The organism is Saccharothrix sp. 6-C (assembly GCF_016695385.1).
Classification (GTDB): Bacteria; Actinomycetota; Actinomycetes; order Mycobacteriales; family Pseudonocardiaceae; genus Actinosynnema; species Actinosynnema texasense.
In genome coordinates this window covers 8,968,347-8,981,717 of record NZ_CP064192.1, presented here as the reverse complement: position 1 = coordinate 8,981,717, position 13,371 = coordinate 8,968,347, and the positions used below count along the sequence as shown (strand labels likewise).

Sequence of the window (13,371 nt, the reverse complement as noted above, 5' to 3'; positions counted from 1 at the left end):
GTTCCGCACGGAGATACCGCACATCCACCTTGACCTCCACCTAGCTCCAGCTTGCAGGGTCGAAGACGCGAAAACAGGATGCCGATTGTCGGTCCACCTTCGTAACGTCATGGTGGACCGGAGGGGGACTCGTGTCGGAAGACCGTACTTCCACAGCCGCGACTCTGCGCAGGCTGTGGCCGTACCTCAAGCCCGTCCGCACGCCCGTGGTGCTGGCGATGGCCGCCACCATGCTGGCGATGACGTGCGGCCTGGGCATCCCGCTGATCACCCAACGCATCGTGGACGGCCCGATCGCCGGCCGCGACCTGGACGCGTTGCCGCTGCTCATCGGCGTCATCGTGCTGCTCGGCTGCGCCGAGGCCGCGCTGTTCTACGCCCGCCGCAAGCTGATCGCCGGACCGGCGTCGGACGTCGAGGCGCGGATGCGGGCCGAGCTGTACCACCACCTGCAAGACCTGCAGGTGGCCTTCCACGACCGCTACCAGTCGGGGCAGCTGCTGTCCCGCGCCACCACCGACCTGACCCAGGTGCGGCGGTTCGTCGGCTTCGCCGTGATCTTCCTGGTGGTCAACAGCCTGGTCGTGCTGACCGGGCTGGGCGTGCTGTTCTGGCTGTCGCCGACGTTCGGCCTGATCGTGCTGGTGACCACGTTGCCGCTGGTCGCCCTGTCCTACTTGTTCGAGACGAAGTTCAAGGTGGTGGCCCGCCGCGCGCAGGACCAGTCGGGTGACCTCACCACCGTGGTCGAGGAGTCGGTCCTCGGCATCCGCGTGCTCAAGGCCTTCGGCCGCGGCCCGCACCTGACGAAGCGGTTCGTCCGGCAGGCGCGGGAGCTGCGCGACACCGAGGTCACGAAGGTCCGGATCTTCGCCGCGCTGTGGGCCGTGCTGATCGTGCTGCCCGAGCTGGGCATCGCCGGTCAGCTGGCGTTCGGCTCGATGGGCATCGCCGACGGCACCGTCACGGTCGGCACGCTCGTCGCCGCCGTCACGGTCAGCGCCTACCTGCGCTGGCCGGTCGACTCGATCGGGTGGTTGTTGGCGGAGACCAACTCGACCGCCTCCGCTTTGGAGCGGTACTTCGAGGTGACCGACACCGCGATCACCGTGACGGCGCCCGCCACCCCGAAGCCGCTGGCCTCGCCCGTGCGGGGGCACGTCCGCTTCGAGGGTGTCCGCTACCACCACCCCGGCTCGGACAACGAGGTGCTGCGCGGCGTCGACCTGGACATCCGGCCGGGTGAGACGGTGGCCCTCGTCGGCGCCACCGGCTCCGGCAAGACCACGGTCACCGCGCTCGTGCCCCGGCTGGCCGACGTCACGGCGGGCCGGATCACGCTCGACGGCGTCGACGTGCGCGAGCTCGACCTGTCCGACCTCCGCCGGGTCGTGGGCACGGCGTTCGAGGAGCCGATCCTGTTCTCCGCGAGCGTCACCGAGAACGTGGCCCTCGGCTCGAAGGACGTCAGCGAGGAACGGGTCCGCGAAGCCTTGAAGGTGGCCCGCGCCGAGGACTTCGTCGACGCCCTCCCGTGGGGGCTGGACACCCGGATCGGCGAGCAGGGCCTGTCCCTGTCGGGCGGTCAGCGCCAACGGCTCGCCCTCGCCCGCGCGGTCGCCGGCCACCCGGCCGTGCTCGTCCTGGACGACCCGCTGTCCGCGCTGGACGTGCACACCGAGGCCGAGGTCGAAGCCGCGCTGCGCCGCGTGCTCAAGGACGTCACGGCGCTCGTGGTCGCGCACCGCCCGAGCACCGTGCAGCTGGCCGACCGGGTGGCGATGCTGGTCGACGGCCGGATCGCGGCCACCGGCACGCACGCGCAGCTGCTGGCGGACAACGAGGAGTACCGCAACCTCCTGTCCACCTCGGAGGACGAGGAGGTGGCGGCGTGACCAGCGCACCCGACCCGCACGGGCTCGACCGACCCGACCCGACCCGCGCAGACCCGACCCGCACAGGCCCGACCCACCCTGGTCGCGCCCACCCGACCCCGGCCAACCCGGACCCTGCCCAACCGGACCGTGCCCAACCGGACCCTGCCCACCCGGACCCGATCCACTCCGAGGAGTCCTGGCGCGGCGTCGCCGCCGAGGACGTGGAAGACCTCGACCACGCCACCGGCGTCAAGCTCCAGGCCCGCTCCCGCCGCCTGCTCGGCGAGCTGATCCGCCCGCACACGAGGGCCGCGATCCTGGCCCTGGTGATCGTGATCGCGGAGAACGTGGTCAACCTGGCCGGCCCGCTCCTCATCGCCGCCGCCATCGACACCGGCATCCCGGCGGCGCTCGACGGCCGCCCGGACGCCCTGGCCTGGTGCGTCGGCGGCTACGTCGCCGCCGCGATCTCCGCGACGCTGCTGCGCTGGTCGTTCGTCCGCCTGACGGGCCGGATCGGCCAGGACATCCTGCTCGTCCTGCGCGAACGCGTCTTCCGGCACGCCCAGCGCCTGTCCGTCTCGTTCCACGAGAAGTACACGTCCGGCAAGGTCATCTCCCGGCTGACCAGCGATGTCGACTCCCTTCAGGACCTGGTCGAGGAGGGTCTGGACGGCTTCTTCAGCTCGATGCTGTCCCTGCTGGGCATCTCGGTCGTGCTGCTCTACCTGGACGTCCCGCTGGCGCTCGTCGTGCTGTCGGGCTTCCTGCCGCTGATCCTGCTCACCCGGTGGTTCCGCCGCCGTTCCGGCCGGGCCTACCGCCACACCCGCGGCGCCATCGCGAAGATCATCGTGCAGTTCGTGGAGACGATGAACGGCATCCGCGCGGTGCAGGCGTTCCGGCGCGAGCGGCGCAACGAGAAGATCATGGGCGAGCTGAACACCCGGTTCCGCGACGCCAACACCGACGCGATGGGCGTGATGGCCGCCTTCACGTCACTCGTCCGGGTGATCGGCAACCTGTCGCTGGCGGTGATCCTCGCCTGGGGCGCGTTCCGCGTGGCGGGCGGGCAGCTCGAACTGGGCGTGCTGGCCGCGTTCACGCTGTACGTGCGGCGGTTCTACGACCCGTTCGACCAGCTCGCCATGTTCGCCAACGCCTACGCCTCGGCCACCGCCGCCTTGGAGAAGATCTCCGGTCTGCTGGAGGAGGAGCCGCTGGTCCGCGAACCGGAGGAACCGACCCCTCTCGGCGACGTCCAGGGCGCGGTCCGGTTCGACGGCGTCGAGTTCCGCTACTCCGACTCCACGCCGGTCGTGCTGCCGCCGTTCGACCTGACCGTGCCCGCCGGGCAGACCGTGGCGCTGGTCGGCGCGACCGGTGCGGGCAAGTCCACGCTGGCCAAGCTCGTGGCCCGGTTCTACGACCCGTCCGCGGGTGCGGTGCGGCTGGATGGGGTCGACCTGCGGTCCGTCGCGGACGTCGAGCTGCGGCGCGCGGTGGTCATGGTGACGCAGGAGAACTTCCTGTTCGACGGGTCGGTGCTGGACAACATCGCGCTGGGCCGGCCGTCCGCGACCCGGGAGGAGGTCGAGGCGGCGGCACGGGCGGTCGGCGCGGAGGACTTCATCCGGGCGCTGCCCGAGGGCTACGACACCGACGTGCGCAAGCGCGGCGGGCGGCTCTCGGCCGGGCAGCGGCAGATGGTGGCGTTCGCGCGGGCGTTCCTGGCCGATCCGGCGGTGCTGGTGCTGGACGAGGCGACGTCCAGCCTGGACGTGCCGACCGAGCGCGCGGTGCAGGGCGCGCTGGAGACCGTGCTGGCGGAGCGGACCGCGTTCATCATCGCCCACCGGCTCTCCACCGTGCTGATCGCCGACCGGGTCCTGGTGCTCGAAGGCGGCCGGGTGGTGGAGGACGGCACGCCGGAGGAGCTGATCGGCGGGCGCGGCCGGTTCGCCGCGCTGCACACCGCCTGGCGGGACTCGCTGGCGTGAGCGCTCGCCCCGCGAACCCCTACAGGAGGGTCGTCAGCAGCAACGACAACCAGGCCGCCAGCACACCGGCCACCACGCCGTACGCGACCCACCGCCACACCGGCACCTTCCGCGCCAGCCACACCGACGGGGTGATGCCGCCGACCACGAGGGCGTTCGCCAGCAACGCGAGCCACTGGCTGGTCTCGCCCAACCCGACCGACAGCGTGTAGACGGTGAACGTCACCACGGCGGCCACGATGAAGCTGACCGTGAGCCCGGTGCCCCAGGGGGTTTCCTCCTGGGGTTCCGGCTCCGCGTCCGCGTCCTCGACCACGTCACCGGGCTCGCCGGTCTCCCCGGCTTCGCCGGTCCCGCCCGGCTCGCCGGACTCGGCGGGCGGAACGTCCACGACGACCAGCTCACCGGTCACGGGATCGGTGTACTCCACCGGTGTGCCCATCTCAGCCGCCAACCTTCCCGCCAGTTGTCGTCCCCGCCTGGTCACGAGGGCGCTCGCGACACCGTCGGAGGGCGCGTCGGACCGCGTGACCGCGTCGGCCACCTTCGCCCACTCGTGCAACGCGTCGGCGAGGCCGGCGCCGAGCGGGAGGGTGCGCGGGTCGACTTCCCGCTCGCCCGCGTCGTCGCGGCCCGCGAGCACGGCCCGACCGTCCTGGACCCGCAGTTCCACCTGCGTCCTCCTCTGCTCGGTGAGAACGTATCGCGTTCAGGCGATCGCGTAGAAGGCGATCGCGGCCGCGGTCGCGACGTTCAGCGAGTCGACACCGTCCGCCATCGGGATGCGGACCGCGACGTCGGCCGCCGCGATGGCCTCGTCCGTCAGGCCCGGCCCTTCCGATCCGAGCAGGACAGCGACCTTGCGGCCGCGCAGCCCGGCGTCGGGCAGGTTCGCCGAACCGGCCCTCGGCGTGAGCGCGGCGACCGTGAAACCGTTGTGGCGCAGCAGCTCGAACGCTTCGGTCAGGTTCGGCGCCGAGGCGAACGGCACGCGCAGCACGTGACCCATCGAGACGCGGACGCTGCGCCGGTACAGCGGGTCGCTGCACCCCGGGCCGAGCAGCACGCCGTCGATGCCGAGCGCGGCGGCGTTGCGGAACAGCGAGCCCAGGTTCTCGTGGTCGCCGACGCCCTCCAGCACCGCGAGCCGCCGTGACGACGCGACCAGCTCGGCCAGGTCCGGCTGGGGCGCCCGGTCGGCGGCGGCCAGCACGCCCCGGTTGAGGTGGAACCCGACGACCTCGGCCATGACCTCGGCGGACGTGACGTAGGCGGGCGCGGGGAGGTCGCCGAGCGCTTCCACCCTCCGCCGCACGCCGAGCAGCCCGCGCACCGGGTAGGGCGAGCCGAGGAGCCGTTCGACCACCACGACGCCCTCGGCGATCACCAGGCCCCGCCCGCCGGGCCGGTCGGGTCGCCGGTCGGCCGTCGACAGGTCCCGGAAGTCGTCCAGCCGGGGGTCCGCCGGGTCGTCGATCTCGATCACGCGAGCAGTGTCCCACTTGTCGACAGGTGAACACCCCTCGTCGATCGTATGCCGCAGCAGCAAGCCGCCAACCAGCACATTCTTGCTGATTGTTACTGCTGTGTGACAGAGAGCACCGATTTGGGCGCTGGCGGGCAGATGCTTGCTGTGTCACGGTTGGCCTCCGCTAAGCCCGCCGGAGCAGCCCTACCGATTGGGAGGCGGCATGGGTACGGATGTGTCCAGTCGGACGTTCACCAGAGAGGACCGCCGGCGCTACCGCCAGCGCATGCAGCGGTGCATGGACGCGCTGGGAACCATGCTGGCGGAGGAGAGCTTCTCCTTCCCGAGGCAGCAGATGGGGCTGGAGATCGAGCTGAACCTGGTCGACGGCGTCGGCAAGCCCGCGATGGCCAACTCCGAGGTGCTGGAGAAGATCGACGACCCCTCGTTCACGCTGGAGCTCGGTCAGCACAACCTGGAGGTGAACGTCCCGCCGCGCGAGCTGGCCGGTGACGAGACGCTGGAACTGGAGCGGGAGCTGGTCTCCACGCTCGCGGCGGCGGACGTGAAAGCGCACGACGCCGGCACGTCGATCGTGATGATCGGGGTGCTGCCGACGTTGCGGCACGAGCACTTCGACCGGCGGTGGCTGTCGCAGCAGGCGCGGTACACGACGTTGAACGACCAGATCCTCGCCGCCCGCGGCGAGGAGGTCGTGCTGTCGATGGAGGGCTCGCCCCTGCCCGGGCGGGCCGGCGAGCGGTTGTCCAGCTACGCCGAGTCCATCATGCCGGAGGCGGCCTGCACGTCCGTGCAGCTGCACCTGCAGGTGGCGCCGGACGACTTCGCGGCGCACTGGAACGCGGCGCAGGCGTTGGCCGGCGTGCAGGTGGCGATCGCGGCGAACTCGCCGTTCCTGCTCGGGCGGGCGCTGTGGCACGAGACCCGGGTGCCGCTGTTCCTCCAGGCCACGGACACCCGGTCGCAGGAGCTGAAGAACCAGGGCGTCCGGCCGCGGGTGTGGTTCGGCGAGCGGTGGATCACGTCGATCTTCGACTTGTTCGAGGAGAACGTGCGGTACTTCCCGGCGCTGCTGCCGGAGACCGGCGACGAGGACCCGCTGGACGTGCTCGGCGCGGGCGGGACGCCGTCGTTGACGGAGTTGCGGCTGCACAACGGCACCGTGTGGCGCTGGAACCGGCCGGTCTACGACGTGGTGGACGACGTGCCGCACCTGCGCGTGGAGAACCGCGTGCTGCCGGCCGGGCCGACGGTGCTCGACACGATGGCGAACGCCGCCTTCTTCTACGGCGCGCAGCGGGCACTGACCACTTTGGAACGTCCTCTGTGGACCCAGATGTCGTTCCACGCGGCGGAGGAGAACCTGTACGCCGGTTCCCGGCACGGGATGGGGTCGCAGCTGTACTGGCCGGGCATCGGCTGGGTGCCGCCGGACGAGCTCGTCCTGCGCCGCCTCCTGCCCCTGGCCCACGAGGGGTTGCAGGCGTGCGGCGTGTCCGACGAGGCGCGTGAGCGCTACCTGGGCGTGATCGAGGCCCGGTGCCTGGCGCGGCGCACGGGCTCGCTGTGGCAACGCGAGACGGTGGCGCTGCTGGAGGAGCGGGGCGCCGACCGCGACACCGCGCTGAGCGCGATGCTGGGCCGCTACGTCGAGCTGTCCCACGTCGGCGAACCGGTCCACACCTGGCCCGTGGGCCTGTGACCACCACGTGCCCGCCGCGCCCGGGTGCGGCGGGCACGTGCGCCTCGCGCAGCCCGGACGTGTGATGTTCGGGGTGCGGGCAGCGACTCAAGGGGCATGAGAAGCACGCCACGCCGTCACCTCACAGGCGGCAGGCTCCGGATGCGCCCCCAGTCCCCGGCCGCCACCACTCGCGCCCCAGCCGCTCCCGCGCCACCCGCCGACGCCCCGGCACCCGCACCACCTGCCGCTCCCGCGCCTGCCTCGAAGGCACAGGCCGTCAGCGCCGTGATCACCGCTCTCACCGCGAGCGGCGCGCTGGTCTTCACCGGGTTCTCCCTGAACGCCACCCAGAAGCAGGTCGCCCTCTCCGAGCAGGGCCAGTACACCGACCGCTACACCAAGGCCGTCGAGCAGCTCGACCAGACCGGACCCGAGCGCCTGCAAACCCGGCTCGGCGGGATCTACGCCCTGCAACGCCTCGCCGCGGACTCGCCTCGCGACCAGCCCACCATCGTCAACGTCCTGGGCACCTTCATCAGCTCCACCGTCCACCGCGCCGACACGGCCGCCGACATCCGCTGCCCCGATCGGATCGCGCCGGACATCCAAGCCGCCTTCACCGTGCTGACCACCCGCGACCACGCCCACGACACCGACACCGCACCACCCGCCGCGGGCCAACTGGACCTGCGCGGCGCCTGCCTCGCGCGCGGCAGGTTCGTCGGCGCGGACCTGCGCGGGGCGGACCTCACGCGGGCCACGCTGAAGTGGGCCGATCTCACTCGCGCGCGGGCGGACTACGCGGACCTGACCGAGGTCGACCTGACCGGTGCGACGCTGGACGACACGAACCTGAGCATGGCCCGCCTGCCCCGAGCGCACCTCGGCGGCGCGCAGATGAGCGAGACCTACCTCGTGAGCGCGAAGCTGACCGGCGCGGACCTGCGCTCGGCGAACCTGGTCCAAGCCGACCTGGGCTCGGCGACCCTCACCGGCGCGAGCTTCGGCGAAGCGGTCCTGATCGGCGCGGACCTGGGCGGAGCCGACCTCACCGCGGCGGACCTGAGCGGTGCGAGGCTGGACGGCGCGGACCTGACAGGCGCACGGCTGCACGGGGCCCGGTTGGTCGGCGCGTCGCACGACGGCACCCGCGTCGGGCACACCGCCACCGACCACGCCACCACGGGCCGCTGGTGGTGAGCCGGTCCACGACCACACGCACCCACGCACCCACGACGCGCGATCCGCGATCCGGCCTGGAGCCTGGAGTCCCGGCACATCGTCGAAGCCGAGCGTCGCGGCAGGGTTCAGGCCGAGCGCCGCGCCTTCATTCTTCCGGCAACGCTTTCGCCCGTGCCATTGATCCCCGAGCCCACGCGATTCGCGCGTTCGGGTGATCTTCACAGCGCCCTGTCAGCACCGCCGACAGCGCGGCACCACCACATTACCCCAGGTCAGCGACGACGGCCGGACTTGAGCGGGGCGACGTCGGCGCCGTCGTGGGAGCTGCGGCACTCGTCGGGGGTCACCGCCTCGACCGCCAGGGTCAGCATGCCCTTCACGCCCGTGTAGATGCTCTCGCCCGCCGACGCCAGCGACGTGTGCACCCGGTTCGAGTCGGAGAAGTCCCGCTCGTCCTTCGTGCGCTTCTTCCCGGCCTCTTCGGGCTTGGTGGCGCTGCGCAGGTTGACCTCCAGCCACGCGGCGACCTCGGTCGGCGTGGTCAGGACCTCTTCCGGCGTGCGCTCCAACCGCTCGGCGCGCGGGGAGGCGTGGTCGAGCGAAGTGTGCTCCACGTACGCGTGCCAGTGCGTGCTGCGCAGTGACCACGTCTGCTCGACCGGCCAGTCCTCCTCGGTGCCCATGCGCCTATCTTGCCAGGGTCCGCACGTCCAAGGTGTGGTCAACCCCCACAGCCGACGCCATCCTCCGGTCGTGGGTGACGAGCAGCAGCGTGCCCCCGTAACCCTCCAGCGCCTGTTCCAACTGCTCGATGGCCGCCACGTCGAGGTGGTTGGTCGGCTCGTCCAGCACCAGGCACGTCGTCCCCCTGGCCTGCAGCACCGCCAACCCGGCCCTGGTCCGCTCGCCCGGCGAGAGCGAGCGGGCCGGTCGCAGCACGGCGTCCGCGCCTACCCGGAACTTCGCCAGCAACGTCCGCGCCTCCACGTCCGCCAGCCCGGTCAGCCCGGTCACCACCTCCAGCACGGTCGACGGCACGGCGAAGTCCGCGCGCACCTGGTCGACCTCGCCCACCACCACGCCCGGCCCCTGGCTCCGATCACCGGACGCCAGCGGCACGCGGCCCAGCAGGGCGCCCAGCAGAGTCGACTTGCCCGACCCGTTCGGCCCGGTGATCCGCCACCGCTCCCCCGCGCCGACGGTGAGGTCGACCGGCCCGAGCGTGACGTCGCCCCGACGCACCACGGCCCCGCGCAACGTGAACGCGACCTGGCTGCCCCGTCCCGCGCTGGGCAACGTCAACCGCAGCTCCCACGGCTCGCGCGGCTCGTCGACCTCGTCCAGCCGCGCCAACTGGCGCTCCACGACGGACGCCTTGGCGGTCAGGTTCTCCGCGCCCTGCTTGCGGGCGGCCTTGATGTTCTTGTCGCTCTCGTCCGACTTCGCGTTGCGCCGCACGCCCTGCCGCGACCACTCCCTCGTCTGCCGGGCCCGCTGCGTCAACGCGTCCCGCTTCGCCGCGAACGCGTCGTACTCCTCCCACGCCCGTTCCCGGGCGCGGGCCTGCTCCCGCACGTACGCGTCCCACCCGCCGCCGAACACGCTCACCGCGTGGCTGAACTCGTCCAGCTCGGCGATGGCGGTCGTGGTGCGGGCCAGGAACTCGCGGTCGTGGCTGACCATGACCATCCCGGCACGGCTGCGCAGCACGTGCGACTCCAGGATCTCCAGCCCGGCCAGGTCGAGGTCGTTGGTCGGCTCGTCGAGCAGCAGCACGTCGGCCGTCGTCAGCAGCACGGCCGCCAGCCGCAGCCGCGCCGACTGCCCGCCGGACAGCTCACCCGATCCGCGCTCGCCCGCACCGCGCTCGTCCAGCAGCGTCGCCGGCAGCCCGAGCCGTTCGCACGCCTCCTCCGCGCGTTCCGCGAAGTCCGCCGCGCCGGACGCGGTCCACACGTCGAACGCCCGCGCGTAGGCGTCTTCCGCTCCCGGCGCGCCCTGGCTCAACGCCTCGGTCGCCGCTTCGAACGCGCGCTGCGCCGCCGCGACCCCCGTGCGCCGGGCCAGGTGGTCGCGCAACGACTCGCCCGGTCGGATCTCCGTCTCCTGGGTCAGGTGGGCGACGACACCGCGCACGGTCACCGCGCCGGAATCCGGGGTCAGCTCACCGGCCAGCACGCGCAGCAGCGTCGACTTGCCGACGCCGTTCGGCGCGACCAGCCCTATGCGTTCACCTGCGGGAACATCGAGGTCCACCTCCGAGAGCACGGTCCGCGGACCGAACGACAGCGTGACGTTCCTGGCTGTCAGCACCGCCCGATCGTGGCACGCCCACCTCCGATCGGCACCCGACTTTCCACCGCGCCACCACCGCTCCGCCGCCGCGCCACCACCACGCCGCCACCACACCCGCCGCGGCGGCGACCTCCGGACCCGGCACACGACGAGGCCCCACCCACCCGGCGGTACGACCGGGAGGCGGGGCCTCGTCTGTTCCCGAACTGACTGCCGCTCCCACCACGAAGCGACGACGCTTAGGTTAGCCTAACTTCACCGGTCGCACCAGTCCTGCGCACGAGACCGCGGGCGACGAGTTCCACGACCACCGCGATCGCCACCGCCTCGACCGCCAGCAGCCCCAGCAGCACGACGAGCTGCAACGCGCCCGCCTGCCACACCGGCGCGCCGCCCAGCAGCATCCCCACGAACGCGCCGGGCAACGTCACCAGGCCGACCGTCCGGGTCTGGTCCAGCGCCGGCACCAACGCCTCGGCCGCCGGCCCCCGCACCAGCTCGCGCACCGCCACCGGTTCGGTGAACCCCAGCGCCAACGCGGCCTCGAACTCGCCGTGCCGGTCCCGCAGCGTGTCCAACGTCCGCCGCACGGACAACGTGGTGGCGGTCATCGCCCCACCGATCAGGATTCCGCCGACCGGCACCAGCGCGATCCCCCGCACCGGCACCAGTCCGCTCACCACCAGCGCCGCGAGAGCCGGCGCCGCCCCGCCGAGGATCGCCACGCCCACCCACGCGCCACGCCGTCCGGTCTTCGTGCGGGCCGCCGACGTCCCCGTGGCCACGGCCGCCATCAGCACCAGGAACGCCGCCGTCAACGGCAACGACGCCAGCACCGCGGTGATCACCGCCGACACCGCGGCCAGCTGCGCCGCCGCCCGCACGGCCGCCCGGACCACGGGCCGGGGAGACGCCAACCGGGCCCACCGCACCACCGCGCCCGCGACCGCGGTGAAGATCAGGCAGACGACGAGCAGCCGGACCCAGTCCGTCGCGATGACCACGAGCCCATTGTCAGGCGCGGGCGCGGCGGCGCAGGCCCAAGCGGTGCGTCGGCAGCTTCACGCCGCCCCGCCGGGCCAGCACGATCCCGCCGACCACGGCCGCCAGGATCGACACCACGCCGCCGACGACCAGCGGCGCGCGTGCGGTGAAGTGCTCGGCCAGCCAGCCCATCACCGGGCCGCCCACCGGGTTGCCGCCCAGGAACACCAGCATGTACAGGCCCATGACCCGGCCGCGCATCGCGGGCGACACACCCAGTTGCACGGTCGCGTTGGCGGTCGTCGTGAACGTCATCATGGCGATGCCGACGGGGATCAGGGCCAGCCCGGCCAGCCACATCGTGGGCATCAGCCCGACCACGACCTCCAGCACGCCGAACGCCAGCGCGCCCAGGATCAGCAGCCGCAGCCGGGGTTTGCCGCGCGCGCTGCGCTTGGCCGCCAGGGTCGCGCCGGCCAGCGTGCCGACCGCGAGCATCGTCGACAGCAGGCCGTAGGCGGACGCGTCGCCGCCGAACGTGTTGCGCGCCAGCACGGCCAGCGTGACGTAGAAGTTCAGCCCGAACGTGCTGATGAAGAACACCAGGAACATCAGGATCACCAGGTCGGGGCGCTTGCGCACGTACCGCAGGCCTTCCCGGAGCTGACCCTTCTCGCGCGGCACGGGGTCGCCGCGGTGCAGTTCGGCGGCGCGCATCAGCAGCAGCCCGGCCAGCACGCCGAGGAAGCTGATCGCGTTGATCAGGAACACCCAGCCGGTGCCCACGAAGATGATCATCACGCCGGCGACGGCCGGTCCGACCATCCGGGCCAGGTTGAACGTCATCGCGTTCAGCGCCACCGCGTTGGTGAGCTGGTCGCGGCCGACCATCTCGACCACGAAGCTCTGCCGCACGGGCGTCTCCACCGCGGACACCGCGCCGAGCAGCAGGCACAGCAGGTAGACGTGCCACAGCTGGACCACGCCGGTGACGTCGAGCAGGCCGAGCGTCAGCGCGCAGAGCCCGAGACCGGTCTCCAGCACCAGCAGCAGCTTGCGCTTGTCCATCCGGTCGGCGAGCACGCCCGCCCACAGCGACAGCACCAGCGTGGGCGCGAACTGGAGCGCGGCGGCGATGCCGAGGGCGACCGGTGAGCCGTCGGACAGCTCCAGCACCAGCCAGTCCTGCGCGACGCGCTGCATCCACAGCCCGACGAGCGAGACGACCTGACCGGAGGCGTAGAGGCGGTAGTTGCGCACGCGCAACGAACCGAACATGCGCCGACGTGGCGGGGGTGCGGCTGGGTTGCGTTCGACCTGGTCCGTCTCTGCCCCACCCGCGTACGCCGGCACTTCGTTACTGCCCCGCCATCCTGTCGATTATCCCGGCGGCGCGCGACAGCACGCCCCGCTCCTCCGGGGTCAGCTCGGCCAGCCGCTTGTCCAGCCAGGCTTCCCGCGCGGACACCTCTTCGTTGATGTAGCTCAGCCCCGTCTCGCTCAGCTCCACGATGGCCTGCCGGCCGTCGGTGGGGTGGGGGCGGCGCGTGGCGAACCCGTACTCCTCCAGGGCGGCGATCACCCTGGTCATCGACGGTGGCTGGACGCCTTCCCTGGCGGCCAGCTCACCCGGCGTCAAGGGTCCGCACTTGTGCAACGTCGACAGCGCGGACACCTGGGTGAGCGAGATCGCGGAGTTCACCCGCTGCGCGCGGAGCCTGCGGTTGAGCCGGACGACGGCCAGTCGCAGCCGACTCGCCAGTCCCGCTTCAGCCTCGGTCTCCACCACGTAGTTAGCATACCTCACGATCTCGGCGTCCGTCCCTGTGAAGTTGCCCATCCCTGCCCGCCCCCGCCCGT

The 13,371-nt window shown here is 72.2% G+C and carries 11 protein-coding genes; 4 read left to right on the top strand and 7 right to left on the bottom strand.

The features are described 5' to 3' along the window. Positions 1-131: 131 nt before the first annotated feature. Positions 132-1,895, top strand: coding sequence for an ABC transporter ATP-binding protein (locus tag IOD16_RS39485; protein ID WP_201438349.1), 1,764 nt, complete (start codon positions 132-134; stop codon positions 1,893-1,895). Next, a complete protein-coding gene (locus IOD16_RS39480) occupies positions 1,892-3,877 on the top strand; it encodes an ABC transporter ATP-binding protein (protein ID WP_236594647.1) in 1,986 nt (661 codons plus the stop codon). Before IOD16_RS39485 ends, IOD16_RS39480 begins: the two co-directional genes overlap by 4 nt. A 19-nt stretch (positions 3,878-3,896) precedes the next feature. Here IOD16_RS39480 and IOD16_RS39475 read toward each other — a convergent pair whose 3' ends face one another. Further along, positions 3,897-4,550, bottom strand: coding sequence for a DUF2537 domain-containing protein (locus IOD16_RS39475; protein ID WP_201438348.1), 654 nt, complete (start codon positions 4,548-4,550; stop codon positions 3,897-3,899). A 36-nt stretch (positions 4,551-4,586) separates the two neighbouring features. After that, on the bottom strand, positions 4,587-5,363 hold the full coding sequence (locus IOD16_RS39470; RefSeq protein WP_236594646.1) for a TrmH family RNA methyltransferase: 777 nt from the start codon (positions 5,361-5,363) through the stop codon (positions 4,587-4,589). 205 nt (positions 5,364-5,568) lie between these two features. On the opposite strand from IOD16_RS39470, the gene IOD16_RS39465 reads away from it, so the two are divergent. Both IOD16_RS39465 and IOD16_RS39460 read left to right on the top strand, forming a co-directional pair. Further along, positions 5,569-7,068 carry a glutamate-cysteine ligase family protein gene (locus IOD16_RS39465; protein ID WP_201438347.1) on the top strand — a complete coding sequence of 500 codons (1,500 nt, stop codon included), beginning with the start codon at positions 5,569-5,571 and terminating at the stop codon, positions 7,066-7,068. 267 nt (positions 7,069-7,335) lie between these two features. Beyond that, positions 7,336-8,250 carry a pentapeptide repeat-containing protein gene (locus IOD16_RS39460; protein ID WP_201438346.1) on the top strand — a complete coding sequence of 305 codons (915 nt, stop codon included), beginning with the start codon at positions 7,336-7,338 and terminating at the stop codon, positions 8,248-8,250. Positions 8,251-8,504: 254 nt separating this feature from the next. Here the strand turns inward: IOD16_RS39460 and IOD16_RS39455 are convergent, their stop codons facing one another. The 5 genes from IOD16_RS39455 to IOD16_RS39435 all read right to left on the bottom strand — a co-directional run bounded on the left by IOD16_RS39455 (position 8,505) and on the right by IOD16_RS39435 (position 13,318). After that, positions 8,505-8,915, bottom strand: coding sequence for a hypothetical protein (locus IOD16_RS39455; protein ID WP_123744342.1), 411 nt, complete (start codon positions 8,913-8,915; stop codon positions 8,505-8,507). Between the two features lie 4 nt (positions 8,916-8,919). Continuing rightward, the gene (locus tag IOD16_RS39450; protein ID WP_201438345.1) at positions 8,920-10,545 is read right to left on the bottom strand and encodes an ABC-F family ATP-binding cassette domain-containing protein; all 1,626 of its coding nucleotides are present in this window, start codon (positions 10,543-10,545) and stop codon (positions 8,920-8,922) included. A gap of 221 nt (positions 10,546-10,766) precedes the next feature. After that, positions 10,767-11,531 carry an ABC transporter permease gene (locus tag IOD16_RS39445; protein ID WP_236594645.1) on the bottom strand — a complete coding sequence of 255 codons (765 nt, stop codon included), beginning with the start codon at positions 11,529-11,531 and terminating at the stop codon, positions 10,767-10,769. Between the two features lie 10 nt (positions 11,532-11,541). Next, positions 11,542-12,789 (bottom strand): MFS transporter, encoded by a 1,248-nt coding sequence (locus IOD16_RS39440; RefSeq protein WP_170185148.1) that lies wholly within the window; start codon positions 12,787-12,789, stop codon positions 11,542-11,544. A gap of 79 nt (positions 12,790-12,868) precedes the next feature. Further along, positions 12,869-13,318 carry a MarR family winged helix-turn-helix transcriptional regulator gene (locus tag IOD16_RS39435; protein ID WP_201438344.1) on the bottom strand — a complete coding sequence of 150 codons (450 nt, stop codon included), beginning with the start codon at positions 13,316-13,318 and terminating at the stop codon, positions 12,869-12,871. Positions 13,319-13,371 lie beyond the last annotated feature (53 nt).